The sequence below is a fragment of the Actinoplanes sp. NPDC019969 genome (assembly GCF_055562375.1).
This window is the reverse complement of sequence record NZ_JBVHFK010000002.1, coordinates 337,363-361,914: the sequence shown is the minus strand read 5'-3', so window position 1 is coordinate 361,914 and position 24,552 is coordinate 337,363. Positions and strand designations below refer to the sequence as shown.

Genomic DNA, 24,552 nt, shown 5'->3' with positions numbered 1-24,552 from the left:
GCCATGTTGGAACTGATCGACATCACCAAGGTCTACACCGGGAACAAGCGTGCCGTCGACAACATGACGCTCGGGATGAAGGCCGGCATGCTGGGGCTTCTCGGCCCGAACGGCGCCGGCAAGTCCTCGCTCATGCGGATTGCGGCCACCGTCACCAAGCCCACCTCGGGCCGGGTGCTGTTCAACGGCACCGACGTGGTGGCTCAGCCGGACGTGCTCCGGCAGGCCCTGGGCTACCTGCCCCAGGACTTCGGCGTCTACCCCAACCTCACGTCCCGGGAGTTCCTCGGCTACATGGCCGCGGCGAAGGGACTGTCCGCCCGGTCGGCCAAGGCCCGCATCGACGAGCTGCTCCAGCTGGTGAACCTCACCGAGGCGCTGAAGCGGCCGCTGGGCAAGTACTCCGGCGGCATGCTCCGCCGGGTCGGCATCGCGCAGGCGCTGCTCGCCGACCCGCAGGTGATCATCGTGGACGAGCCGACCGCCGGCCTCGACCCGGAGGAGCGGGTGCGGTTCCGCAACCTGCTCAGCGATCTGGCCGCCGACCGCGTGGTCATGCTCTCCACCCACATCGTGTCCGACGTGGAGTCGGTCGCGTCCGACATCGCCATCGTCGCCCAGGGCCGGCTGCTCCGCCGGGACAGCCCCGAGGCGCTGCTCCGTCAGGTCGACGGGCAGGTCTGGGAGATGGTGGTCCCGTCGGATCAGGTGTCCGCCCTCCAGCACCGGTTCGTCATCAGCCGGTTGGTGCGCACCACCGAAGGCGTCCGGGTCCGGCTTCTCTCCCCCGTGCAGCCGGACCCGGGCTCGGTGCGCGTCGCGCCCGACCTGGAGGACGCCTACCTCGCCGTCATCAACTTCGCCGCCGGCCAGCGGGCCGGCGTCGAGCGGGCGGTGCGGTGATGATCGGGCGGGACGTCACCGCACTGGCGATGGCCGACTTCCGTGATCGGGTACGGCGCCCGGCGTACGCGGTGATCCTGCTGGCCGCGGTCGCCCTGGGCTACTTCGCGGCGCCGGACGCCGACGCCCGCTGGGTCGTGATGTACATCGGCAACCACCGCGGCGAGTACAACTCCGCCTACATCGGCACCCTGATCGCCCTGGCCAGCGCGCTCTGGCTGACCCTGGGCGGGTTCTACGTGGTCCGCAACGGCGTGAGCCGGGACCGGGACTCCGGTGTCGGGCAGCTGATCGCCGCGACGCCGATGCGCACGGTCCGGTACCTGGCCGGCAAGTTCCTCAGCAGCTGCCTGGTGCTCTCCTCGATGGTCGGGGTGCTGGCGGTGACCGCCCTGATCCTGCAGCTGGCCCGGGGCGAGAACACCTCGGTGGATCCGATCGCGCTGGTGACGCCGTTCGTGGTGATCGCGCTGCCGCTGGTGGCCTTCACCGCCGGGATGGCCCTGCTGTTCGAGACCGTCCCGCTGCTGCGCGCCGGGCTCGGCAACATCCTCTGGTTCGTGGTGTGGCTGGTCGTCGCGATCGGCGGGCAGTCGCCGGACGCGCCCTTCGGCGGCATCGGGGTGCACGCGGTCGCCGCGTCGATGGCGGACAGCATGGCCGCGCAAGGGATCGACCTCTCCGGCGGCGGGTTCAGCCTCGGCCTGGTCTACCTGGACAACCCGCTGAGCGTGTTCGTCTGGGACGGCCTGGACCTCTCCGGCGGCTATCTCGCCGGCCGGCTGGCCATGGTGCTGTTCGGGCTGCTGGTGGCGCTGGCGCCGACGTTCTGGTTCACCCGGTTCGACCCGTCCCGCGGGCACGGCACGGCGCCGGCCCCGAACGGCCCGGCCGGGATCGTCCCGGGCGCCGGCTCGCCCGCTCCGGGGCCGCACGGCGCCGGCGACGGTGCGATCGCCGTGCTGGCCCGCCCCGAGGTGATCGCCCCGGCCGGACTGCCGCGGACGGTGCCGAAGCAGGGCGGCTCGTACGGCAGGCTGCTGGCCGGTGAGTTCCGGATCCTGGTGCAGGGCGTCTCGCGCTGGTGGTGGCTGGGCGCGCTGGCCATCACGATCGCCGGCCTGGCCATGCCGATCGGCGCGGTCACCCTGTTCGTCCTGCCGGTCGCCTGGATCTGGCCGGTGCTGGTCTGGTCCCGGCTGGGCACCCAGCAGTTCGAGCACGGGGTGGACGGCATCCTCGGGGCGTACCCGTGGGCCCGCCGCCGCCTGGTGGCCGAGTGGGGAGCCGGTGTCGTGCTGACCGTGCTCACCGGACTGGCGCCGCTGATCCGGATGGTGATCGCCGGTGACACCCCCGGCATGGCGGCGTGGACGGCGGGCGCGCTGTTCATCCCCTCGCTGGCGCTGGCGCTGGGCGTGCTCAGCCGTACCCATCGTCTCTTCCAGGCGGTCTACCTGCTCTGGTGGTACGCGACGATCAACGGCATCGCCTTCCTCGACGTGATGGGCGCCGTCCGCGAGAACGGTGAACCGGCCGGCCCGGGCCCGCTGCTGGTCGGCGGTGGCGCGGTGGCCCTGGTGGCCCTGACGCTCCTGGTCGGCACAGCACGCCGCAACGTGCGGTCGTGACCACGCGGGTCCACACCGGATGGCCGCGCCGCACGAGGCGGGCGCGGGGAGGGAGTCGATGTGCCGGGCAGGGAAGAACACCGGGAGACGGACCGGATCCGGTTCGAACCACGAGTGGTGTCCTCCGGCGAGGACGTCTCCGAGGCGTCCCGCGTGGCGCGGCTCGAGCGTGAGGTCGAGGAGCTCCGGGAGGCGAACGAGATACTGCGGCGGGTCGCGGCCTTCCTGGCCGGGACCCGGGACGACGGGGCACCGAACACCGACTGAGAAGTTCGATCGACGGCCGCCGGCCGGCTCGCTTCCGCGAGCCCCGGCGGTCGTCCGGTATGTGCCCGCCGTGCCATCATGTTCCGGATGGGCATCCGAGTTCTGATCGCCGACGACCAAGCGATGGTTCGTCAGGGCATCCGGCGCATCCTGGCGAGCCAGTCCGACATCGAGGTGATCGGCGAGGCGGTCGACGGGGTGGACGCCCTCGAGAAGGCCCGTTCCCTGCGTCCCGACGTCCTGCTGGTCGACGTGCGGATGCCCAGGATGGACGGTCTGGAGGTGACCCGGCTGCTGGCCGGCGCGGCGGCCACCAGCGGCATCAAGGTGGTCGTGGTGACCACTTTCGACCTCGACGAGTACGTGTATCCCGCCCTGCGGTACGGCGCCTCCGGTTTCCTGCTCAAGCGGTCCGGGCCCACCCTGATCATCGAGGCGGTCCGGGCGGCGGTCGCCGGGGACAGCCTGATCAGCCCGTCGATCACGGTCCGCCTGCTCAAGCACGTCACCCAGCCGTCGGTGGCCCTGCCGAAGCCGGCCGAGGCGCTGACCGCCCGTGAGGTGGAGATCGCCGGCCGGGTCGCGGAGGGCAAGACGAACGCGGACATCGCCGCCGAGCTGTTCATCTCCGCGGGCACGGTGAAGACCCACGTCGCGAGCATCCAGCGCAAGCTGAACGTACGCAACCGGGTCGGTGTCGCCGTGTACGCCTGGGAGTCCGGCTACGCGAACCAGGCCCCGGTCGACTGAGACGCCGGGCGATATCTGCCGAACGGCAGATGCCCCGCCGCGAGGCTTCGCACAGGCTGGAGGCACGAGCTTCGACGCCTCGGGAGGGCCTGTGAAAGCGCGTAAGTCGATGGTGTTCGTGATGGCCGTGGCAGCCGTCGTCCCGGCCCTGGCCGGTTGTGAGGAGAAGGCGGCCAGCGGGCCGGCGAAGACCGAGTCCCACTCGTTCGACTTCTCGGCGAGCAAGCTCAAGGTCGTGGTCGACGAGGTCGCCGTGGACATCAGGGTGGGCGGCTCGGGCATCGACGTGGAGCGCACCGTGCGCGGCGAGATCGCCGGCGGCAAGGACACCGGCTACTCGCTGGACGACGGGACGCTGCGGCTCAAGACGACCTGCGGCGGTGTGATCAAGGACTGCTCGGCGCGGTACACGGTGACCATTCCGAAGGGGACGGCCCTCGAGCTGGAGGGGTCCGGCTCGGCGGTCAAGGTCTCCGGGCTGCGGCGCGGGCTGACCGCCCGGCTGCGCGCCGACGCCTCGCTCGACGCGAGCGACTGCGCCGGGTCGATGAACCTGACCAGCGACGGCGGCGACATCGCGGTGAGCGGGGCGACCGGGCCCGATGTCAGCGCGACGGCGACCAACGACGGCAACGTCAAGCTCGCCTTCGGCGAGGCGCCCGGCACGGTCAAGGCGCGGTCGTACGGCGGCTCGGTGACCGTCGTCGTGCCGGATGACAAGGCCACCTACCGGGTGACCACGTCCGGCGGCGACAGCGAGCTGAAATCCGACCCCCGGAGCCGGCGGACCATCTCGGCGACCAGCAACGACGGCCGGGTCGTGGTGCGCCGCAGCGGCGGCTGACCGGCTCCCGGCCACGTCCGGGTAGTGGCCCCTGCCGCCGGAACAGGGGTTGGGGCGGACCGGCCGAAGCCCTGAGAATCGATCACGCGGGAGCTTCGGCTGCGCGGGGGCGCGCTTCTCCGGTTCCGCTGTTCCGTCCTGGTTCCCGGTCGTTCCGCGGAGGTGTCCGCCCGCGGCGCGATCCGGGTGCCGGCGGCTTCACCACGGCGACAAGACATTGCTCCGCGACGCGCTGAGGCGTGCCGTCCGAACGCGGCCGAGGGGACACATCGATGCGAATTCATTTCGGTCTGGAAGATCTGACCCGGGTCCGACTGGTGGAGAACGACTCTCCGGTGCTGGAGAGCATCTTCGCCCTGCAGATGCTGAGCAGCCCCAGCAGCCGGCTGTTCGAGGACTGGCGGCGCAACGTCGAGTCGGCCGCCGGGCACCGCATGTCGGCCATCAACGACCTGCTGCGCCGGTACCGCCCGGTGCCGCACCTGCTGTGGCTCGCCGGTCAGGACGTGCCGCCGGACCGGAACGTCATCGGCGACGAGAGCACCCGGCGGCACGTGTCGTCGCTCGTCTTCGACTTCTGCCGGCTCGCGGTGATGCCGTACTGGAGCCCGCTGCGCCGGCACCTGCAACGGGAGCGCGACGCCCGCAGCCGGCACGTGGCCCAGGCCGGCGTGGACGCGCTGCTGCGGACCCTGCACCCGCGGGCGTCGTGGGAGCCGCCGGTGCTGACCGTTCCGGACGGCCAGGACCGGGACGTCCACCTGGGTGGGCGCGGCCTGGCCGTACAGATGTCGCTGTTCCTCGGCAACGTGCAGTGCCTGCTGCTGAACCCGAACGGCACGCAGAGCCCGACCCTGGTGGTGCCCGCACCGGTGGCTCCGGAGATCGCCTCGGTGCTGCGGGCCCCGTCGGCGGATCAGGAGCAGGCGCTGGGCGCGCTGGTCGGGCACACCCGGGCGGCCGCGCTGGAGGTGATGGCCACCGGATGCACCACCGGGGAGCTGTCGGACCGGCTGGGCATCTCGCTGGCCGGGGCGAGCAAGCACGCGACGATCCTGCGCAATGCCGGGCTGGTCATGACGGTCCGCAACGGCAACACCGGCCTGCACCTGCTGACGTCGCTCGGCAAGGCGCTGCTGGACAGCCACCCCACCGTGGCGGGGTGACGGTCAGGCGTTCGGGTTGAAGGTGATGCCGGCCGGTTTCGCCTTCGTGAGCAGCCCGGCGAAGCTCGCGTCCTTCAGGCCGAAGTTCGCGCTGCCGAAGTTGTAGCCGCTCAGGGTGTTCCGGACGGCGGTGGACGGGAAGCCGTTCCAGCCGACCAGGGTGGGGTACTGCCAGGTGTGGTAGCCGTTCTCCGGCGGCTCGTCACCGGCGCCGGCGAGCCGGAACGCGTGCGTGCTGATCCCGTCCTTGTGGTAGACGACCTTCGGGTGGGTGCCGGTCCACCGGACGCTGCTCGCGGCGTACACGTTGAAGTCGCCGTGCGCCGATGTGGACACGTACCGGGCGACGTCGTTCTGCACCCAGACGACGACGTGCTCCCAGTCGTGCCGGTGGCCGCCGATCGAGGTGCCGGCGAGCGCCTGGTCCTTTTCGAAGTACAGGCCGTACGCGATGGCGCACCACCCGCTGTCGCACTTGTACCGGGCGTACCCGTTGGTGTTGTCCAGATCGGAGTTGTCGTGGCAGTTGCCGTTGAGCGCTCCGGTCGGGTTGAGGCCGCCGTTGACGGCGCCGGTCGGGCCGATCGCCGGGGTGGGGTAACAGCCGTCGGTGTCGTAGTCGTACGCCGGCTGCCATTTCGTCTCGATCGCCTCGGCGTTCCCGGGCAGTTTCGTGGGTGGTGCGGCGAGTGCCGGGGTGGCGGCGGCGACGACCATGGCGAGGGCGGCTCCGGCGACGACAGCGGCACGGCGGGCTCTGCGTGGCATGAGCGAAGCCTCGCCGCCCCGTCACACCCCAGTCAATAGCTGATCTTCGATTTAACCGCGCGCTTCCGCAACAGTCGGTGCAGCGCCACCAGAGGTACGATCCCGGCCGGGTACCAGAGCAGGTCGACCGGGTCGAAACTCGTGCCCAGCGCCAGCCGGGCCAGCAGGTTGTGCTCGGACAACGCGGCCGGAACACCGGTCAGCTGGAACAGCTCGGCGCCCCAGCACCAGGCCAGCGCGATCGACCCGGCGGCGTACGGGCCGAGCCGCGGCCACAGCACCAGGACGCCCGCGTAGATCATCGAGGCGTACAGGGCGGTCCCCGACGACTGCTCGATCAGGCCGCCGATCGGCGCCACCGCCCGGATCGCCAGGGCCACGGCCAGGATCGCCGCCACCACCCCGAGCATGGCAAGCCGGAACCGCGGATGACTGATCGACATGCCCGCGATCCTAGGGGCGGTATCCGGGATCATCCCGATGCGGCTCCCGTCCGGCCTCCCTACCGTCGGATACATGAAGGTGCTGCTCAAGGTGCTCGGCGTGATCGTCGCGGCCTATTTCGTCGTCCGTGCGGTCGCCGAGCCGTTCCTCATCGACGTGACCGATCCGTCCACCTATGCCGGCGACTGGGGTGGTCCGAGCCTGATCGGGGTGCTGGCGGTGCACTGCGGCCCCGGCGTGCTGGCGGCGATGTTCCTGTACGGGTCGGTGGTCCGCTGGCGCCGGGCCCGGATCGAGCGGAGAGCCGTCAACCACCAACCCGTCTGAGGCGGGCCAGCAGCTCGCCCTCGGCGGCGTCGGACACCGGGTCGGACCAGAACCCCAGCGGTACGGCCCGCAGGTTGCGGCCCAGCGGATCCAGCAGATGGCCGCCCAGTTTCATCACCCACAGCGCCACCGCCCGGTCCATGATGGTCAGCTCCGGCACCTGCACGCCGAGCCGGGTCTCGAACGCCGCGAGCTCGTGCACCGACCGCAGCCAGACCGTCATCAGCAGGTTCGCCGTTCCGGACAGGGTGGCGCAGAACCGGGTCTCGCGCATCCCGGTCAGCTTGCTGACCGCCCGCCCGGTCTCCGCGGGCGGCAGCGTGCACCACAGCGACACCGAGATCGGATAGCCGGAGACGTACCGCGCCACCTCGCAGCGGTACGTGATCGACCGTTCCGCGTCCATCCGGTCCAGCCGCCGCCGGACCGTCGTCGGGCTCAGCCCGGTGACCTGCCCGATCCGAACGGCGCTCTGCCGCGGGTCGGGGCTGAGCGCCTGGAAGAGCGCCAGGTCCTCGCCGGTGAACGACCGGCCGGGCCACTGCTGCTGCGGCCGCCCGGCGAGCAGGCCGCGGGCCGGTGCCGGTCGGGCTGGCCGCCGGGGTCGCGCTCGGCGCCATGCCGACGGTGATCGCGGAGACCGCCGAACCGTCCCGGACCGGCATCACCACCGCGCTCTACAACAACGTCAAGACGCTCGGCGGCGCGGTCGCCGGCGCGGTGGTCGCGGCGATCCTGGCGGCGCTGGTGCGGGCCGGCGGGGACACGCCGACCGAGGGCGCGTACGTCGCGGTCTGGCTGATGTGCGGCGTGCTGTGCGGCGGCGCGGCGCTGGCCGCCTTCGCCGCCCGCCGGACCGAGGCGGCCTGACCTACGGAAAGGCCGGCCTCTCCGTCAGGACTCGATGCCCGGTGGCTTGCGCTGGGCGGGGATCAGAGCGGTCGCGTCGGGGTCCGGTTTTCCTGCGGGGGTACGGTCGTCAGCCGGCCGATCCATCTGCACGGTCTCGGCGTCCCGTTCCACCGGCTCGACGGGCCTGGTGACGGGCTGACCGGCCGGCGGGTTGGTCCCGCCGCCCAGGTTGAGCGCGACGGTCGGCTCCGCGGCGGCCACCACCGGGGCGGGCGCGACCGGCCGTGCCGGGCTGACCGGCTGGACCGGGGCGACGGGCTTGGCGGCGGCAGGGGAGATCGGCTGCACCTGAGGAACCGTTGCCGGCTGGGCGGGCGGCGCGGTCACCGTGGCCGGGCGGTTGATGCTCGGCAGGGCCACCGTGCGGTCGGCGGACGGCGGGGGCGTGGTGGCCGGGCGGATCACCGTGGTCTGCTCGGCGGCGACCGGGGTGCCGGCCACCTTCGCGGCGCCACGGAACCGGCCGATCTCACCGATGATCGGCAGGACCGGCGGCTCGTACCGCGCCCAGCGGCGGGCGCTCAGCGCCGTGCCGAGCAGCGGGATCGCCAGCAGGGCGGCCAGACCGTACCCGGGGCGGCTCAGGTCGAAGCCGTCCTTGGCGACCTCCGGAGCCCACAGTGACGCGTACGCCTCGGGGGAGTTGAACGCCCAGATCGTCACGCCGAGGAAGGCGGCGCCGGTCAGCACCGGGCCGGCCGGGGAGACCGGGGCGAAGGTGAGAATCGCGTAGAGGATGCCGGCGAAGATCAGCAGCAGCAGTCCGCTGATCGACTCGACGGAGAAGAACTCCCGGCCACGGCTGCTCAGGTCGTTGGTGAAACCGACCCCGGCGAGCACCCAGATGGAGGGGCCGAGCACGAGTGCGTAGAAGATCGACCTGAGGTGGCGCATGATCCGGCACGGTACCGGCCTTGGTCAAGAACTAACGTACCGGGCATGGAAGAACAGCACCCCGGCCGGCCGACCGCCCTGTCCCGGGTCACTTTGAGCCGCATCATGACCGCGGTGGACGTGAACCTCTACGGGACCGTGCACGGCGGCGTACTGATGAAGTTCGTGGACGACGTGGCCGGCGCGGCCGCGGCCCGGCACAGCGGCGGCACCGCCGTGACCGCGGCGATCGACGAGATCGTCTTCCTCGAGCCGGTCCGGGTGGGCGACCTGGTGCACGCGTACGCGCAGGTCAACTGGACCGGCGCCAGCTCGATGGAGATCGGCGTGCGGCTGGCCGCCGAGCGCTGGGACACCGTCGGCCCGGAGCCGACCCCGGTCGCCACCGCCTACCTGGTGTTCGTCGCGGTGGACGTGGCCGGCAACCCGCGGCGGGTGCCGCCGGTGCTGCCCGAGGACGACGAGGACAAGCGCCGGTTCACCGAGGCGATGATCCGCCGCGACCACCGCCTGGCCCGTCGCGCGGCGATCCAGAAGGCCCGCTCGGAGCACCAGGCAGCGGGCTGATCCACCGTTAAGGTGTGGGCATGACGACAGGAGTGGTGACGAGCGGCACAGTGCTGTGGGAGCCGCCGGTGGACATCCGGGACACCTCCCGGATCGGGCACTATCTGGCGTGGCTGGAGTCCGAGCGCGGGCTCTCGTTCGCCGACTACGCGGCGCTGTGGGAGTGGTCCGTCACCGACCTGTCCGGGTTCTGGCAGTCGATCTGGGACCACTTCCAGGTGGTGGGGCACGAGCCGGCCACCGCCGTGCTGGAGGGCACGGCGATGCCGGGGGCACGCTGGTTCCCCGGGGCCACGCTCAACTACGCCGAGAACGTGTTGCGGCTGCCCGGCTTCGACGACGACGAGCCGGTCGTTCTCGCGTACTCGCAAACGCGTGAACCTGTCACCCGCACCGCCCGTGAGCTGCGGGAGGACGTCCGCCGGGTCCGTGCCGGGCTGAAAGCCCGCGGTGTCGCCGCCGGTGACCGGGTGGCCGCCTACGCGCCGAACATCCCGGAGACCTACGTGCTGATGCTGGCCACCGCCAGTCTCGGCGCGGTCTTCTCGTCGTGCGCGCCGGAGTTCGGCGCCCGCAGCGTCATCGACCGCTGGAGCCAGATCGAGCCGAAGGTGCTGGTCGCCACCGACGGCTACCGGTACGGCGACAGGGACGTCGACCGGCGCGCCGAGATCGCCGCGATCCGCGACGCGATCCCCTCGATCGAACACGTGATCACCATCGGTTACCTGCACGGCGGCGGTGACTGGGACACCCTGGCCGGCTCCTCGGACGAACCGCTGGAGTTCGCGCCGGTGCCGTTCGACCACCCGCTCTACGTGCTCTACAGCTCCGGCACCACCGGCCTGCCCAAACCGATCGTCCACGGGCACGGCGGCATCCTGCTGGAACACCTCAAGATCCTGGCGCTGCACCACGACCTCGGCGCCGGCGACCGGTTCTTCTGGTTCACCACCACCGGCTGGATGATGTGGAACTACCTGGCCAGCGGGCCGGCCGTGGGCGCGGCGATCGTGCTGTTCGACGGCAACCCGGGCTGGCCCTCGCTGAACGCGCTGTGGGACCTGGCCGACACCGCCGGGATCACCTATTTCGGCACGTCCGCGCCGTTCCTGCTGGCCTGCCGCAAAGCCGGGCTGACCCCGCGGAAGAACCTCAAGGGCGTCGGCTCGACCGGCGCGCCGCTGCCCCCGGAGGGCTGGGCCTGGGTCTACCAGGCGGTCGGCGCGGACGTCCAGCTGGTGTCGCTGTCCGGCGGCACCGACGTGTGCACCGGCTTCGTCGGGGGCGTGCCGCTGCTGCCGGTCCGGGCCGGGATCATCACCAGCCGGATCCTCGGCGCCCGGGTCGAGGCGTACGACGGCGCCGGCCGGCCGGTCACCGGGGAACTCGGCGAACTCGTCATCACCGCCCCGATGCCGAGCATGCCGGTCGGGTTCTGGAACGACGCCGACGGCAGCCGGTTCCGGGAGGCCTACTTCGACGTCTTCCCCGGCGTCTGGCGGCACGGCGACTGGATCACCATCGAGCCGGACGGCAGCTGCGTGATCACCGGCCGCTCGGACGCCACCCTCAACCGGGGCGGCGTCCGGCTCGGCACCGCCGAGTTCTACTCGGTGGTCGAGGGCCTGCCCGAGGTCGCCGACTCGCTGGTCGTGCACCTGGACAAGCCCGGCGACCCCAACGGTGAGCTGCTGCTCTTCCTGGTCCTCGCCGACGGGGTGGAACTCGACGACGCGCTGCGCGCGCGGATCGCGAAGGAGTTGCGCGGCGCCCTCTCGCCCCGGCACGTCCCCGACGTCGCTTATCAGGTACGGGCGGTGCCGCGCACCCTCTCCGGCAAGAAGCTGGAGGTGCCCGTGAAACGCATCCTCACCGGCACCCCCGTCGACTCCGCCGCCGCCAAGGGCGCCCTCGCCAACCCCGAATCCCTGACCGCCTTCGCCGAATTCCGGCGGGAACGGATCAGAGCAGCGTCAGCGTGACCTTCTCGGTGGCGGCGCGGGACTCGGCCTTCGAGGAGTCCAGGTTGGCGCAGAGGACGATGCTGGCGCCGGCCACCAGCGGCGCCAGCAGCCAGTCGGTGGCGTCCGGGTGGGCGGCGGTGTCGATCAGCACCCGGGCGCCGGACGTGATGCCGAGCTGGGCGGCCCGGTCGGCGGCCTCGGCCAGGGCGTCCTGGTGGCTCAGCTCGTACGGCCCGGCCAGGGCCCGGTCGGCGGGGTCGACCGGCGCGCCGCGGAAGTGGTCGCCGTGGTTGCGGACCTCCAGGACGTAGTCGGCGTAACCCTCCGGCGGGGTGCGCAACGGCATGGCCAGCGGGAGCAGGCCGGTCGCGTACCGGTCGAGGGTGGACCAGCCGCTCGCGGCCGCCAGCCGGTCCGGGCTGGTGAAGAGCGCCTCCACCGGCTGCGGGTCGCCACCCAGGTCGGCGGCCAGCCCGGCGGCCGACACGCCGAGCAGCAGCGCCGCGGTCTGCCAGTGCGGCGGCAACAGCAGCGCCACCGTGTCGCCGTGGCCCAGGCCGACACCGTCCACCAGCAGGTTCGCGGTCTTCGCGACCCAGTTGTCCAGGGTGATCCCGGACAGCTCGGTGCGGTCGCCGGTGGCGTCGTCATACCAGGTCAACAGGGGTGCGGCCGGGTCACGCCGGACCGCGTCCGCGAAAACCTGTGGAATCGTCGTCTTCATCGCTCCACAGCGTATGCGTATCACGCACCGTAGTTGGGTGGTAAGGGCGGCAACGATCGGCAGTGTCGTGGACACCTCCGTGAAGCCTTCCGGGCGTACCCTCGAACGGTCGGTAGTCCCATTGCCGCATCGGTACGTCAGAGACGCCAAGGAGATGCCTCGTGACCCCCGGTCGCCCCCCGCGAGTGCTCGTCGACGCAACCAGTGTCCCCGCCGACCGTGGCGGGGTCGGCAGATATGTCGACGGACTTCTCGGCGCGCTGGGGCAACTGAGCCCCGAGCGTGTCGATCTCGCAGTCGTGTCCCAGCGCGCGGATGCGGAGCGTTACCGCCGCATCCTGCCCCGTGCCGAGGTGATCCCCGGCCCGGCGGCGATCGTGCACCGGCCGGCCCGTCTTGCCTGGGAGCAGACCGGCCTGCCGCTGCTCGCCCAGCAGGTCGGCGCGGACGTGCTGCACTCGCCGTTCTACACATGCCCGCTGCGGGCCGGCTGCCCGGTCACCGTGACGGTGCACGACGCCACCTTCTTCACCGAGCCGGAGCATTACGACAACACCCGGCGCACCTTCTTCCGCAGCGCGATCAAGACGTCGCTGCGCCGCGCCGCCCGGGTGATCGTGCCCAGCAAGGCCACCCGCGACGAGCTGATCCGCCTGCTGGACGCCGATCCCACCCGGATCGACGTGGCCTACCACGGCGTCGACCACGCGGCCTTCCACGCGCCCACCGAGGACGAGAAGGCCCGGGTCCGGGCCCGGCTCGGCCTCGGCGACTCCGGTTACGTCGCGTTCCTCGGCGCCAAGGAGCCCCGCAAGAACGTGCCGAACCTGATCCGCGGCTGGGCCCGCGCGGTGGCCGACTGGCCGCACCCGCCGGCCCTGGTGATCGCCGGTGGCCAGGGGCACGACGACGACATCGACCGCGCGGTGGCCGAGGTCCCGGCCCACCTGCGGCTGCTGCGCCCCGGCTATCTGCGGTACGCGGATCTGCCCGGCTTCCTCGGCGGCGCCCTGGTCGCCTGCTACCCGTCCTTCGGCGAGGGTTTCGGCCTGCCGATCCTGGAGGCGATGGCCTGCGGCACGCCGGTGCTCACCACGCCCCGGCTGTCGCTGCCCGAGGTCGGGGGCGACGCGGTCGCCTACACCACCGAGGCGCCGGACCGGATCGCCGTCGATCTCGCCGATCTGCTGCACGCCGAGGACCGCCGGCGGACGCTCGCCAAGGCGGGCTTCGACCGGGCGAAGGAGTTCACCTGGGCGTCCAGCGCGGAGGTACATGTAGCAACGTGGAATCGGGTCGCGGCTTGATCGTCAACTAAACTCTCCGCGCATGAGCGACGAACAGGCTGTGTTGTACGGAGTGGTTCTGGCCGGGGGCACCGGAACCCGTCTCTGGCCACTGTCCCGCGCCGGTCATCCCAAGTTCCTGCACCCTTTGACCGGCACCGAGGCCTCATTGCTGCAGGCCACGGTCGACCGGTTGGACACTCTCACCTCACCCGACCGGGTGTTCGTGGTGACCGGCGTGGCGCATGCCGCTGCCGTCTCCCGGCAACTCTCCGCGATGCCCGACGAGAACGTGCTGATCGAGCCGTCGCCGCGGGACTCGTGCGCGGCCATCGCGCTGGCGGCCGCCGTCATCGCCCGCCGCGACCCGGAGGCGATCATGGGCTCGTTCGCCTCCGACCACCTGATCGCCGACACGGCGGCGTTCACCGGCGTCATCCGCCAGGCGATGGAGGGCGCGCGGCAGGGTCTGCTGATGACTCTCGGCATCACCCCGACCCGGGCCGAGACGGGGTACGGCTACCTGCAGTGCGGTGCGGCGGTCGGCGACGGTCCGCTGCTGAAGGTGGAGGAGTTCAAGGAGAAGCCGACGTACGACGTGGCCGAGGGCTACGTGAAGTCCGGCAACTACCTGTGGAACGCCGGCATGTTCGTCTGGCGGGCCGACGCGTTCCTGGCCGAGCTGCACCGCCAGCAGCCGCAGCTGGCGGCGGGGATCAGCCGGATCGCGGCGGCCTGGGGGACGGTTGAGCAGGAAGAGGTCATGGGCGACGTGTGGCCGACGCTGCCGAAGATCTCGGTGGACTACGCGGTCATGGAGGGTGCGGCGGCGGTCGGCCGGGTCGGGACGGTTCCGGGAGACTTCGGCTGGAACGACGTCGGGGACTTCCACACGCTCGGCGAGGTGCTCACGGCCGACCAGGCGGGGAACGTGGTGGTCGGGCACCAGGAGTCGTCGGAGAAGCACACCGTTCTGCTGCGGGACACGGAGTCGCTGGTCGTGGTTCCGTCGTCGGGTCGTCTTGTCGCGGCGATGGGCGTTCGGGACCTGGTGATCGTGGACACGCCGGATGCCGTCCTGGTCTGTCCCCGGGAGCGGGCGCAGGAGGTCAAGCAGCTCGTCGATCATCTGAAAGAGCTGGGGCAGCACGGGTACATCTGAGGGTCGTGCGCGGGGTGGGCGGTTTCGGGGCGACGGTGCCCACTCCGGGCGGTCAGGCTTGATCCCTCCGTGGGCACCGTCGCCCCGAACCTTCCCTGGTCGCGGTCTGCCGGGCGCGTTACGGCAGGCGGGACATTGCCGGGGCGATCTGCTGTACGGTGCCCGAGGCCAGTGGGGTCGGCAGATCGGCCGGGTGGAACCAGGCGAGCGCCGACGACTCCTCGCTGATCTGCTCGATGCTGCCCTTGGGGGCCCGCAGCAGGAAGCGGACGTCGTAGTGCGTCGACGGTTCGGCGGGGGCGCCGTCCTCGGCGCCGCAGCGGACGTCGTGGATGTCGATGTCGATCGGGGTGGGGTCGAGGATCAGGCCCTGGATGCCGGACTCCTCGGTGGCCTCGCGGAGGGCGGCGGCGGCCAGGGTCTCGTCGGCCGGCTCGCAGTGGCCGCCGAGCTGCATCCACAGGTTGAGGCGGCCGTGCAGGCAGAGCAGGATGCGCTTCTCGTCGTCGACGATCAGGGCGCTCGCGGTGACATGGCCGGCGCGGTGGGCGCGGGTCATCGCGGCGGGGCCGTCGGCGAGCAGGGCGAGGGTGCGCTTGCGGGCCAGCTCGGCGTCGTCGGAGGTGGCGGTCCAGGTGGTCAGGACATCGACGGCGTTCTCGTAGAGGGCGGTCATGCGGTGGCTCCGTAGGTCAGGGTGATCTCGCCAAGGTCATTGACCTCGAGGGCTGTGGCAAGGCCTCCCGCGGCGAAGGCCGCACGGAAACGCTGTGCCTCGGCGCCGAGGCGGACCAGATCCGCTGGCTCAGGGCCTGGAGGGTACAGCTTCAGCCGGCACTCGTCGTCTGCCGAGAATTCGATCCCGATCAGCGGAAGCATCTCCTCATTGATCAGGTCCCAGGCGATGATCTTGGCCTTTTCGCGGGCCGGAGCGTCCACCGGAGCGACACGCGGCGCGTCGACAGACATGCGGGCGGCATCTGCCAGGCCCTCCGCGCGTGCTTCCGCCGTACCCAATCCGAACATGTCGCTGGCCGCATCGCGGATGAGGACCGACACGCCCGGACCGTCACTGTCGCCGCTGTAGGAGTAGCCGCGGACGACGGCGACCGGGACCCGGCCGGTCTTGCCCTTGACCAGCTCGGCGGCGGCGGAGAGCTCGTCGACGACGGCTATCTGGGTGAGGCTCAGCTCGTTGCCGTAGGGGTCGAGCTGTCCGCGGTGGTCGAGCAGGGCGTCGATGCCGGCGGCGCCGAGGGCGACGTCGGTCAGGCCGTTGCGCCAGGCGCGGCCCATCGTGTCGGAGATGATCACGGCGACGTCCAGGCCGCGGGCGCGCAGGTCGGCGCGGAGCCGGCGCGCGGAGGCGTCCGGGTCCTGGGGGAGCAGGACCAGGTGGGTCTTGTCGACGTTGGAGGCGTCGATGCCGGCGGCGGCCATCACGAAGCCGTGGTGGGTCTGCACGATCGTGGTGGGGCCGCGGCGGGCGACCACGCGGGCCGTCTCGGCGGCCAGCGCCTGCTGCCGGGCCTCCTCGCGTTCGGGGCCGTCGGCGGGGACCTCGACCAGGCGGCCCTCGGCCTTGGAGACGATCTTGCTGGTCACGACGAGGATGTCGTCGTCGGTGAGCCAGGGGGCGGCGTCGGTGATCAGCTCGGCGAGGTCGTCACCGGCGGTCACGTCGCCGATGCCCTGGACCGGCAGGATCTCCAGGCTCATCGGGCCAGTTCCAGGGCGTCGGCGACCATCTGCGCGGTCAGGTTCTCGTCCTTCATCCACAGCGGGACGGCCTTCGTGCGCACGCCCGGAACCTGCGCCGCCGCGTCGGACGTGTCGACCAGCCAGCCGTCGAGCAGGCCGCCCTCGGCGCGGGGACCGTACATCCGGCCGACGCCGGCGGCGCTCACCTCGATGTCGAGGGTGGCCAGGCACTTGTCGGCCATGCCGCGGACCGGGGCACCGCCGATGATCGGGGAGACGCCGACGACCGGGGCGGGACCGTTCGCGACGGCGTCCTTCAGGGCCGGCACGGCCAGGATCGGGGCGATGCTGACCACCGGGTTGCTCGGGGCGACCAGCACGACGTCGGCGTTCGCGATCGCCTCCAGGACACCGGCGGCCGGTTTCGCCGACTCGGCGCCGCGGAACACGAACCGGTGGGTCGGCACCTCGCCGCGGTAGCGCACCCACCACTCCTGGAAGTGGATCGCCTTGCGCTCGCCGTCGACGTCCACCACGACGTGGGTCTCCAGGCGGTCGTCGGTGGCCGGGATCATCCCGATGCCGGGCTGCCAGCGCTCGCACAGGGCCGTGGTCACGGCGGAGAGCGGGTAGCCGGCGTTCAGCATCGTGGTGCGGACCAGGTGCGTGGCGGTGTCCTTGTCGCCCAGGCCGAACCAGGACGGCTCCACGCCGTACTTCGCCAGCTCCTCCTTGACGACCCAGCTCTCCCCGACCCGGCCCCAGCCACGTTCCGGGTCGGCGGCGCCGCCCAGCGTGTACATGACGCTGTCCAGGTCGGGACAGATCTGAAGGCCGTGCATCCGCACGTCGTCACCGACATTGACGATCGCCGTGACGTCGGCGCCGATGGCGCGGGCATGTGCGCGCACACCGAGGAGGAACCGGGCACCGCCGATGCCCCCCGTCAGGACCACGATCCGCATTCCCTCATCCTCCCGCACCGGCGTCGTCCCACGGCTTGCCGGGTCTCGGTTTACTCTGGGCCGACCTCGATCACCGCACCGGGAGTAGACGTGACCACACCACCGCAGCCGGATCCGGCCGCCGAGAAGCCTGTCGGGCAGTTCCTGCGCCCCCTGCGCGACCTGGCCACCTACGCCCTCGTCGGCGCCGTGGCCGTCTTCCTGTTGGTGGACATCATCAACGGGTTCCGCTCCGGCTTCGTCGGCGGCTACCCGTGGAGTTCCGGCGGTGTCGTCGGCCTGGAGACGATCCTCTTCCCGATCGCTGCCGTGCTGCTGGCGCTCGGCGTCCAGCCGGTCCACGCGAAGGCCAAGGTGATCACCCTGGTCGCGCTCGTGGAGTACGGGGTGGCCGCCCTCTTCGGGGTGATCTTCGACCTGTTCTTCGGAGTGAGCAAGATCGCCGCCCTGGACGCGGGGGTGGCGTTCACCGCCCTGCTGGCCCGGGCCGCCTGGCTGGCCCTGCTGGCCGTTCCGGCGTACGCGGTGGTCCAGATCTGGCTCGGCCTGTTCAACGTGCCGAAGCCGAAGCCCGCGCCGGGTGTGTACGGGCAGCCGTACGGCCAGCCGCCGTACGGTCAGCCGCAGTACGGCGCCCCGCAGCAGTACGGCCAGGCCCCGCCGCCCGCCGCGCCGTACCAGCCGGGCGTCGTCCCGCCGCCCGCGCCGGCCTACGGGCAGCCGGTGGCGACCCAGCCGTTCAACCCGCAGGCCGCGCCCTACGGGCAGTACCCGGCAGTGCCCGCGCCCCCGCCGCCCGGGTGGGGCCAGCCGCCGGTGTCCGGAGCCCCGGCTCCGGCCGCCCCCTTCGCGGACCCGACCCAGGTGGTGCCGCCGACGTCCGCGCCGCCGGCCTACACGCCGTCGGTCTCCGCCCCGCCGGCTTCGGCCCCGCCGGCCTACACGCCGTCGGTCTCCGCCCCGCCGGCCTCGGCTCCGTCGGTCTCCGTGCCGCCTGCCGCCACGCCGGTGGTGCGCACGCCCACGCCGTCCGGCGACACGCCGCCGGTCGAGCGGACCGAGGTTCTGCCGCAGGACCGGCCCGGTTTCGGCCCGGCCGACCAGGATCCGCCCCGGCAGTGACCGGGTCTGGCTGGTCGTGGTGGCTGTCCCGGCCGCGCTGGGACAGCCACCACAACCAGCCGGTTTCACCCCGCGCCCGGCTTTGTTCCGGGCGCGAGGGTGTTTCAGGACACGGCGCGGGGCCGGTGACCACGGCGACAGGCGAAACGATTCCGGCCTAGGCTGCCTGGTGTGGTAGAGGTCAACGTGGAACCCGTACCGACCGAGGCGAGCATCCGCCGCGCACTGCGCCGCGCCGCCGACGGCAAAGCGATCGACGTCGACGAGGCGACCGCGCTGCTCGCGGCCACCGGAGACAGATTCGACGAACTCCTGGCCATCGCCGGTGGCATCCGGGACGCGGGCCTGCGTGAGGCGGGGCGGCCGGGCGTCGTCACGTACTCGCGCAAGGTCTTCATCCCCCTGACCCGGCTCTGCCGGGACCGGTGCCACTACTGCACCTTCGCCACCGTGCCGCACAAGCTGCCCGCGCCGTTCCTGGAGCGCGACGAGGTCCTGGAGATCGCCCGGCAGGGTGCGGCCCAGGGCTGCAAGGAGGCGCTGTTCACCCTCGGCGACCGGCCGGAGGAGCGGTGGCCCGCCGCCCGGCAGTGGCTCGACGAGCGCGGCTACGACTCGACGCTCGACTATGTGCGGGCCTGCGCGATCGCCGTGCTCGAGGAGACCGGCCTGCTGCCGCACCTCAACCCGGGCGTGATGAGCTGGGCCGAGCTGCAGCGGCTCAAGCCGGTGGCGCCGAGCATGGGCATGATGCTGGAGACCACCGCCACCCGCCTGTGGTCGGAGAAGGGCGGGCCGCACTTCGGCTCCCCCGACAAGGAGCCGGCGGTCCGGCTGCGCGTGCTCGACGACGCCGGCCGGGTCGGGGTGCCGTTCACCACCGGCATCCTGATCGGCATCGGCGAGACGGTCGCCGAGCGGGTCGACTCGCTGTTCGCGATTCGGCGCGCCGCCCGGGAGTACGGGCACATCCAAGAGGTCATCGTGCAGAACTTCCGGGCCAAGCCGGACACCGCGATGCGCGGGATGCCCGACGCGGAGCTGCGGGAGCTGGCGGCGACGGTGGCCGTGGCGCGGATCATCATGGGGCCGCGGGCCCGGATCCAGGCCCCGCCGAACCTGATCGACGACGAGTTCCCGCTGCTGCTGCGCGCCGGCATCGACGACTGGGGTGGCGTGTCGCCGGTGACGCCGGACCATGTGAACCCGGAGCGTCCGTGGCCACAGATCGACCTTCTTGCCGAAATGTCCGAAAAGTCGGGATTTGAGCTGCGGGAGCGGCTCACCATCTACCCGGAGTATGTGCGCCGGGGCGACGAGGGCTGGCTCGACCCGAGGCTGAAGACGCACGTCGCGGCGCTGGCCACCGACGACGGGCTCGGTGCCGACGTGAAGCCGGCCGGCCTCCCGTGGCAGGAGCCCGACGAGTCGTTCGGCAGTGGCCGCACCGACCTGTTCCGGAGCATCGACACCGACGGGCGGACCGGCGACCGGCGGTCCGACTTCGACGACGTCTACGGCGACTGGAACGAGGTCGCCGCGCACATCAAGGGCGCGCCGGAGCGGATGCCCACCGACGTCAGGGCCGCACTCGATCTGGCCGCCAAGGATCCGGCGTCTCTCCTCCTGGAGGAGAACGAGGACAAGGCGATGGCGTTGTTCACCGCCGACGGGGCGGCCCTGGACGAGCTGGGCCGGATCGCCGACGGGCTGCGCCGGGAGGTCAACGGCGACGACATCACGTACGTGGTGAACCGCAACATCAACTTCTCCAACGTCTGTTACGTCGGCTGCCGGTTCTGCGCGTTCGCCCAGCGGGAGAAGGACGCCGACGCGTACCGGCTGTCGGTCGAGCAGGTCGCCGACCGCGCCGAGGAGGCGTGGCGGGACGGTGCGTCCGAGGTGTGCATGCAGGGCGGCATCGACCCCAAGATGCCCGTCACGGCGTACGCCGACCTGGTCCGCGCCGTGAAGCAGCGGGTGCCAGGGATGCACGTCCACGCGTACTCCCCGATGGAGATCGTCACCGCCGCCGCGAAGGCGGGCGTCTCGCTGCGGGAGTGGCTGACCGAGCTGAAGGAGGCCGGTCTCGGCACCATCCCCGGCACGGCCGCCGAGATCCTCGACGACGACGTGCGCTGGGTCCTCACCAAGGGCAAGCTGCCCGCCTCCACCTGGATCGAGGTCGTCACCACCGCGCACCAGGTGGGCATCCGGTCCAGCTCGACGATGATGTACGGCCACGTCGACCACCCCCGGCAGTGGCTTGGCCACTTCCGGGTGCTGGCCGGCATCCAGGACGTGACCGGCGGGTTCACCGAGTTCGTCGGGCTGCCGTTCATCCACACCAACGCCCCGATCTACCTGGCCGGCATCGCCCGTCCCGGCCCGACCTGGCGGGAGAACCGGGCCGTGCACTCGATGGCCCGGGTCCTGCTGCACGGCCGGATCGACAACATCCAGTGCTCGTGGGTGAAACTCGGCGACGAGGGCACCCGGGTGATGCTCAACAGTGGATGCAACGACCTCGGCGGCACCCTGATGGAGGAGACCATCTCCAGAATGGCCGGCTCCGAACACGGATCCGCGAGGACGGTTGCGGAGTTGAAGGAGCTGGCCGCTTCGGCGGGCCGTCCCGCTGTGGAACGCACCACGGTGTACGGACGCCGCTGACTGGGCAAGATCAGCGCAGTTCGCGTATTTCGCGTGTGGAGTTCGGGCGTCATGTGCGCCCGAACTCCACACGCGTGATCCATTCGGTGTACCCGGGTTGGGGGACCCCCTGCCCCTAGGTCACAAAACGGGTTAAATTGGACGCGTACGTTCTGATTCGCGTTACCTTCCGGCGCCCCGGACAGATATGGCAACAACGGGTCCGCGATCCGTCAGCAAGCGTCGGTGAAGCGGGCTTAATTACCAGGTTCGGGTTGACGGCGCACGTCTTACACGCGTGTAATTTTGGTGGGGTTGCGGGGACGATGCGGCATAAAGGCGTCGAACCCGCATAAACACGCTGCGTGCGTGGGGGGTCAGCGCCGGCTTCGTGCTGGCGCGGAAATTTGGAGGCACGCCGATGGAAGCGCAGGTTGAAGGGGTAGACCTGCTCGGGGACGCGCCCGAGTGGCAGGAACGGGCACTGTGTTCACAGACCGATCCCGAGGCTTTCTTCCCTGAGAAGGGCGGCTCGACGCGCGAGGCGAAGCGCATCTGCGGCCGCTGTGATGTCAAGACGGAGTGTCTGGAGTACGCACTCGGGCACGACGAACGTTTCGGGATCTGGGGTGGACTGTCCGAACGTGAACGTCGCAAGCTGAAGCGACGGGTTGCCTGAGAAACGCCTAAGCCAGCTCGTCAGGATCCACCCCGAGCAGGTTGGCAACCTGCTCGATGATCACGTCGTGGACGAGGTCGGCGAGGTCCTCCCGATCCATCGCCCGGAACTCCAGCGGGCGCCGGTACAACACGATCCGCGGTGGCAGCTCGTGCCGCCCCGGACGTCCCGGCAGCAGCCGGGCCAGGGGCACCTCGCCGTCCTCGAGCACGTCGGAGTCGTAGACGTTCAGCTCCGGCGGCACGTCCTCGACCGCGAACTCCACGCCGGCCAGCTCTTTGGCATAGCGGCGCTCCAGGCTCTCGACGGTGTCCAGCACCAGGTCGTCGAAGATCTCCGCTTTGGTGCGGGCCAGCGGCACGGTCGCCGGCACCAGGCGGCCGCGCAGGCCACGTCCGTGCCGGTCCCGGCGCGCGGGATGGCCCGGTCCGGGCTTGCGCGTCGTCTTGCCGTCCGTGGCGCGGCGGCGTTCGGGGCTGGTGGTCACGCGGCCAGCGTATCCCCACGGGGCCGATGTACGTGGTCAGCCCGTGGTCACCGTGTGTCCGCGCCGTTAATTCGCCCCAACGGGGCGGCGTGTCTAACGACCATCGCCGAATCGTGATGCGCGTCGTCCGGCGTGTCGCGGGGCAACACGACCCAGAATCGCGAACGGAGAGATAAGTTGCCGCCGTGAGGTCACCACGGCGCTGCTCCCGGAACGGCTGTCCCCGACAGGCGGTCGCCACCCTGACCTACGTCTACGGCGACTCGACGGCAGTCGTGGGTCCCCTCGCGGCGTTCGCCGAGCCCCACACGTACGACCTGTGCGAGACGCACGCCCGCAGCCTCACCGCCCCGCGAGGCTGGGAGCTGGTCCGCCACGACGGCGACTTCGCGCCACCACCCCCCACCACCGACGACCTGGTCGCCCTGGCCGAGGCCGTCCGCGAAGCCGCCCGCCCGATCCCGCCGCGCCCCGACGAGTCCGACCACACCCCTGGTCACCAGACGGGCCGCCGCGGTCACCTGCGCGTCATTCCGCCGTCCCACTGACGGGCGCCGGTTCGCCGTTCCGCGCGAGTTGATCCCGGCGCACTGCCGTAGCGCTGCCACCCGGGTCCCGGTCACCCCCCCCAATCGTGAGCCGTCGCTCAGGCCGGTTTCGGGGTGGCGGTGACGTGTCTGGGCGACGGCCGGCGCTCGGGTCGGCGGTGACCGGCTCGTCTGCCGTACGTCAGGCCGGTTTCGGGATGGCGGTGACCTGCCTGGGCGACGGCTCACGATCGGGGTGACCGTGCGGCGCGCCGAGGCCGTGACCCGGCGCGCACGTCGCGCCGGGCGGGACGGCTCACGGCGTACCCCGCGAGGTCTCAGGTCAGGGCGACGAGCTGGAACTTCTTGCGGAGGTACGGGATCAGCGTCCGGAAGGCGGCGATGGTGTCCGGCTGCGCGTAGTCGTGGGCGAGCACGATCGCGCCGGGCCGGGTCTGGGTCTTGACCGTCTTGATGATCCGGTTGCGGTGCGCCGCGCTCGACTCGCCGGGGTGGTGCTCCCAGTCGCGCGGGTCGACCTTCCAGTAGATCGAGTGCATGCCCATCTCGGCGGAGATCTTGACCAGCGAGGGGGTGAAGTTGCCGCCGGGCGCGCGCATGTAGCGGATCTTCGCGCCGGGGACCGCGGCTCGGATGGCGGCGTTGGTGCGGGCCAGGTCGGCACGGATCTGCTTGGGCGAGCGCTTGCCGAGCTTGAGGTCGTGGTTCCACGAGTGGTTGCAGAAGCTGTGCCCGCCCGCGGCGATCGCCTGGACCAGCTCGGGGTGACGCCGTGCCTGCGTGCCGACCAGGCAGAACGTGGCCTTCACCTTCTCCTTGGCGAGTATCTTGAGGAGCGGCGGCGTGTACTGCGGGTCGGGCCCGTCGTCGAAGGTCAGCGCGACGCCCTTGGTGCCGGTGACCAGGAGGCTGCCGGCCGGGCCGGTCTTCTCCTTGCCCTTGGGCTTGGTGGCGGTGCTGATCGGGGCGCTCTCGGTGCGCGGCTTGGTCTTGGCCGGCTTCGGCGCGGGTTTCGTGGCCGACGGGGCCGCCGGCGTGGGCGTGCCGGGTGCCGGGCTCGACGATGTGACCGGCGCCGCGCTCTCCCGCGTGGCGGTGGTGGTCGCCGCGGTCGCTTGGCCGACCAGACCCGTCATGATCAGCACGACGCTGATCGCCAAGGCCTTCCGGGTGTGCGACAGCCGTATCAAGAGACCTCCCCAGGTCGGTTCGCGAGACTGCCGACGATGCCTCGCGATCGCGCCGGCCGCCAGCCCGCATGTTTCGTTTGGCGCGAATCCGGTAACAGTCTCAAGTTTCGTCGAAGCCGGATCGCGAGTCACCGATGGGGTGCGGTCAAGATGTTAAATGTCCGAAAGGTCTAGCCGGGCAGGGGGCGGAACGCTGAGGTCCCACCCCCCGATCGATGTCGTCTCAGCCCAGCTCAGCCAGCTCCTGCTCGGTCAGCAGGCGGGAGCGGATCAGAAAACGGACGCCCTCCGGCGCCTCCAGCGAGAAGCCGGAGCCGCGGCCGGGGACCACGTCCACCGTCAGGTGCGTGTGCTTCCAGAGTGCGAACTGCGCGGCCGACATCCAGAACGTGATCGGCTCCGGCACCCCCTCGATCGCCAGAGACTCCAGCAGGACGTCGGATCCGCCGGTGCGGAACTCGCCTTCCAGGTAGCACATCGGCGAGCTGCCGTCGCAGCAGCCGCCGGACTGGTGGAACATCAACGGGCCGTGCTGTCCCCGCAGCTGCCGCATCAGATCGGCAGCGGCGGGCGTCACGTCGACTCGGCGGGCCATG

At 71.4% G+C, this 24,552-nt stretch carries 26 protein-coding genes and 2 pseudogenes; 16 read left to right on the top strand and 12 right to left on the bottom strand.

The features are described from left to right. Window positions 1–3: 3 nt before the first annotated feature. The 6 genes from ACZ3II_RS08250 (at window position 4) to ACZ3II_RS08225 (ending at window position 5,561) form a co-directional block, all read left to right on the top strand. Window positions 4–903: an ABC transporter ATP-binding protein gene (locus ACZ3II_RS08250; protein ID WP_465516917.1), complete on the top strand. Its 900-nt coding sequence runs from the start codon at window positions 4–6 to the stop codon at window positions 901–903. Beyond that, the gene (locus ACZ3II_RS08245; protein ID WP_465516916.1) at window positions 903–2,534 is read left to right on the top strand and encodes an ABC transporter permease; all 1,632 of its coding nucleotides are present in this window, start codon (window positions 903–905) and stop codon (window positions 2,532–2,534) included. Before ACZ3II_RS08250 ends, ACZ3II_RS08245 begins: the two co-directional genes overlap by 1 nt. Window positions 2,535–2,594: 60 nt before the next feature. Beyond that, window positions 2,595–2,801, top strand: a complete 207-nt coding sequence (locus tag ACZ3II_RS08240; RefSeq protein WP_465516915.1) for a hypothetical protein — start codon at window positions 2,595–2,597, stop codon at window positions 2,799–2,801. An 87-nt stretch (window positions 2,802–2,888) separates the two neighbouring features. Then, window positions 2,889–3,551 carry a response regulator gene (locus ACZ3II_RS08235; protein ID WP_465516914.1) on the top strand — a complete coding sequence of 221 codons (663 nt, stop codon included), beginning with the start codon at window positions 2,889–2,891 and terminating at the stop codon, window positions 3,549–3,551. Between the two features lie 91 nt (window positions 3,552–3,642). After that, window positions 3,643–4,395, top strand: a complete 753-nt coding sequence (locus tag ACZ3II_RS08230) for a DUF4097 family beta strand repeat-containing protein (RefSeq protein ID WP_465516913.1) — start codon at window positions 3,643–3,645, stop codon at window positions 4,393–4,395. A 272-nt stretch (window positions 4,396–4,667) separates the two neighbouring features. Next, window positions 4,668–5,561: an ArsR/SmtB family transcription factor gene (locus ACZ3II_RS08225; RefSeq protein WP_465516912.1), complete on the top strand. Its 894-nt coding sequence runs from the start codon at window positions 4,668–4,670 to the stop codon at window positions 5,559–5,561. A 3-nt stretch (window positions 5,562–5,564) separates the two neighbouring features. On the opposite strand, the gene ACZ3II_RS08220 is transcribed toward ACZ3II_RS08225, so the two are convergent. Both ACZ3II_RS08220 and ACZ3II_RS08215 read right to left on the bottom strand, forming a co-directional pair. Next, window positions 5,565–6,329, bottom strand: coding sequence for an NPP1 family protein (locus tag ACZ3II_RS08220; RefSeq protein ID WP_465516911.1), 765 nt, complete (start codon window positions 6,327–6,329; stop codon window positions 5,565–5,567). Window positions 6,330–6,361: 32 nt separating this feature from the next. Next, entirely contained in the window at window positions 6,362–6,772 is a 411-nt protein-coding gene (locus tag ACZ3II_RS08215) for a ribosomal maturation YjgA family protein (RefSeq protein WP_465516910.1), read from the bottom strand. 73 nt (window positions 6,773–6,845) lie between these two features. Here ACZ3II_RS08215 and ACZ3II_RS08210 point away from each other — a divergent pair, with 73 nt between their 5' ends. Beyond that, the gene (locus ACZ3II_RS08210; RefSeq protein WP_465516909.1) at window positions 6,846–7,100 is read left to right on the top strand and encodes a hypothetical protein; all 255 of its coding nucleotides are present in this window, start codon (window positions 6,846–6,848) and stop codon (window positions 7,098–7,100) included. On the opposite strand, the gene ACZ3II_RS08205 is transcribed toward ACZ3II_RS08210, so the two are convergent. Together ACZ3II_RS08205 and ACZ3II_RS08200 are read right to left on the bottom strand one after the other, a co-directional pair. Then, window positions 7,081–7,506: a hypothetical protein gene (locus ACZ3II_RS08205; RefSeq protein ID WP_465516908.1), complete on the bottom strand. Its 426-nt coding sequence runs from the start codon at window positions 7,504–7,506 to the stop codon at window positions 7,081–7,083. The two genes, ACZ3II_RS08210 and ACZ3II_RS08205, sit on opposite strands and share 20 nt — an antisense overlap. A gap of 9 nt (window positions 7,507–7,515) precedes the next feature. After that, window positions 7,516–7,611, bottom strand: a pseudogene (locus ACZ3II_RS08200) (AsnC family protein); the annotation flags it as partial. A gap of 68 nt (window positions 7,612–7,679) precedes the next feature. Here ACZ3II_RS08200 and ACZ3II_RS08195 point away from each other — a divergent pair. Beyond that, window positions 7,680–7,970, top strand: a complete 291-nt coding sequence (locus ACZ3II_RS08195) for a hypothetical protein (protein WP_465516907.1) — start codon at window positions 7,680–7,682, stop codon at window positions 7,968–7,970. A gap of 24 nt (window positions 7,971–7,994) precedes the next feature. On the opposite strand, the gene ACZ3II_RS08190 is transcribed toward ACZ3II_RS08195, so the two are convergent. Further along, window positions 7,995–8,906, bottom strand: a complete 912-nt coding sequence (locus ACZ3II_RS08190) for a hypothetical protein (RefSeq protein ID WP_465516906.1) — start codon at window positions 8,904–8,906, stop codon at window positions 7,995–7,997. Window positions 8,907–8,951: 45 nt separating this feature from the next. Here ACZ3II_RS08190 and ACZ3II_RS08185 point away from each other — a divergent pair, with 45 nt between their 5' ends. Both ACZ3II_RS08185 and ACZ3II_RS08180 read left to right on the top strand, forming a co-directional pair. Further along, on the top strand, window positions 8,952–9,473 hold the full coding sequence (locus tag ACZ3II_RS08185) for an acyl-CoA thioesterase (protein WP_465516905.1): 522 nt from the start codon (window positions 8,952–8,954) through the stop codon (window positions 9,471–9,473). Between the two features lie 20 nt (window positions 9,474–9,493). Continuing rightward, window positions 9,494–11,458 (top strand): acetoacetate--CoA ligase, encoded by a 1,965-nt coding sequence (locus ACZ3II_RS08180; protein WP_465516904.1) that lies wholly within the window; start codon window positions 9,494–9,496, stop codon window positions 11,456–11,458. Here ACZ3II_RS08180 and ACZ3II_RS08175 read toward each other — a convergent pair. After that, a complete protein-coding gene (locus tag ACZ3II_RS08175; RefSeq protein ID WP_465516903.1) occupies window positions 11,439–12,164 on the bottom strand; it encodes a TIGR03089 family protein in 726 nt (241 codons plus the stop codon). The genes ACZ3II_RS08180 and ACZ3II_RS08175 overlap by 20 nt on opposite strands. Window positions 12,165–12,325: 161 nt before the next feature. On the opposite strand from ACZ3II_RS08175, the gene ACZ3II_RS08170 reads away from it, so the two are divergent. Both ACZ3II_RS08170 and ACZ3II_RS08165 read left to right on the top strand, forming a co-directional pair. Next, the gene (locus tag ACZ3II_RS08170; RefSeq protein WP_465516902.1) at window positions 12,326–13,471 is read left to right on the top strand and encodes a glycosyltransferase family 4 protein; all 1,146 of its coding nucleotides are present in this window, start codon (window positions 12,326–12,328) and stop codon (window positions 13,469–13,471) included. Window positions 13,472–13,493: 22 nt separating this feature from the next. Next, window positions 13,494–14,612 (top strand): mannose-1-phosphate guanylyltransferase, encoded by a 1,119-nt coding sequence (locus ACZ3II_RS08165; protein WP_465516901.1) that lies wholly within the window; start codon window positions 13,494–13,496, stop codon window positions 14,610–14,612. A gap of 96 nt (window positions 14,613–14,708) precedes the next feature. Here ACZ3II_RS08165 and ACZ3II_RS08160 read toward each other — a convergent pair. The 3 genes and pseudogenes from ACZ3II_RS08160 to cofD all read right to left on the bottom strand — a co-directional run. Continuing rightward, window positions 14,709–15,288: pseudogene (locus ACZ3II_RS08160) on the bottom strand (NUDIX hydrolase); the annotation flags it as partial. Beyond that, the gene (locus tag ACZ3II_RS08155; RefSeq protein ID WP_465516900.1) at window positions 15,285–16,331 is read right to left on the bottom strand and encodes a coenzyme F420-0:L-glutamate ligase; all 1,047 of its coding nucleotides are present in this window, start codon (window positions 16,329–16,331) and stop codon (window positions 15,285–15,287) included. The gene ACZ3II_RS08155 and the pseudogene ACZ3II_RS08160, both read right to left, overlap by 4 nt. Beyond that, window positions 16,328–17,278, bottom strand: coding sequence for a 2-phospho-L-lactate transferase (gene cofD / locus ACZ3II_RS08150; RefSeq protein WP_465516899.1), 951 nt, complete (start codon window positions 17,276–17,278; stop codon window positions 16,328–16,330). The genes ACZ3II_RS08155 and cofD overlap by 4 nt, the downstream gene beginning before the upstream one ends. Before the next feature lie 90 nt (window positions 17,279–17,368). Here cofD and ACZ3II_RS08145 point away from each other — a divergent pair, with 90 nt between their 5' ends. From ACZ3II_RS08145 to ACZ3II_RS08135, 3 genes are all read left to right on the top strand, one after another. Further along, on the top strand, window positions 17,369–18,400 hold the full coding sequence (locus ACZ3II_RS08145; protein ID WP_465516898.1) for a hypothetical protein: 1,032 nt from the start codon (window positions 17,369–17,371) through the stop codon (window positions 18,398–18,400). 171 nt (window positions 18,401–18,571) lie between these two features. Continuing rightward, entirely contained in the window at window positions 18,572–21,073 is a 2,502-nt protein-coding gene (locus ACZ3II_RS08140) for a bifunctional FO biosynthesis protein CofGH (protein WP_465516897.1), read from the top strand. Window positions 21,074–21,473: 400 nt separating this feature from the next. Continuing rightward, window positions 21,474–21,731: a WhiB family transcriptional regulator gene (locus ACZ3II_RS08135; protein WP_043522029.1), complete on the top strand. Its 258-nt coding sequence runs from the start codon at window positions 21,474–21,476 to the stop codon at window positions 21,729–21,731. 7 nt (window positions 21,732–21,738) lie between these two features. Here the strand turns inward: ACZ3II_RS08135 and ACZ3II_RS08130 are convergent, their stop codons facing one another. After that, entirely contained in the window at window positions 21,739–22,218 is a 480-nt protein-coding gene (locus ACZ3II_RS08130; protein WP_465516896.1) for a metallopeptidase family protein, read from the bottom strand. Window positions 22,219–22,403: 185 nt separating this feature from the next. On the opposite strand from ACZ3II_RS08130, the gene ACZ3II_RS08125 reads away from it, so the two are divergent. Next, window positions 22,404–22,766, top strand: coding sequence for a DUF3499 domain-containing protein (locus ACZ3II_RS08125; protein ID WP_465516895.1), 363 nt, complete (start codon window positions 22,404–22,406; stop codon window positions 22,764–22,766). A 317-nt stretch (window positions 22,767–23,083) separates the two neighbouring features. Here the strand turns inward: ACZ3II_RS08125 and ACZ3II_RS08120 are convergent, their stop codons facing one another. Next, window positions 23,084–23,956, bottom strand: coding sequence for a polysaccharide deacetylase family protein (locus tag ACZ3II_RS08120; protein WP_465516894.1), 873 nt, complete (start codon window positions 23,954–23,956; stop codon window positions 23,084–23,086). A gap of 223 nt (window positions 23,957–24,179) precedes the next feature. Further along, window positions 24,180–24,551: a DUF779 domain-containing protein gene (locus ACZ3II_RS08115; protein WP_465516893.1), complete on the bottom strand. Its 372-nt coding sequence runs from the start codon at window positions 24,549–24,551 to the stop codon at window positions 24,180–24,182. Between the last annotated feature and the right edge of the window lies 1 nt (window position 24,552).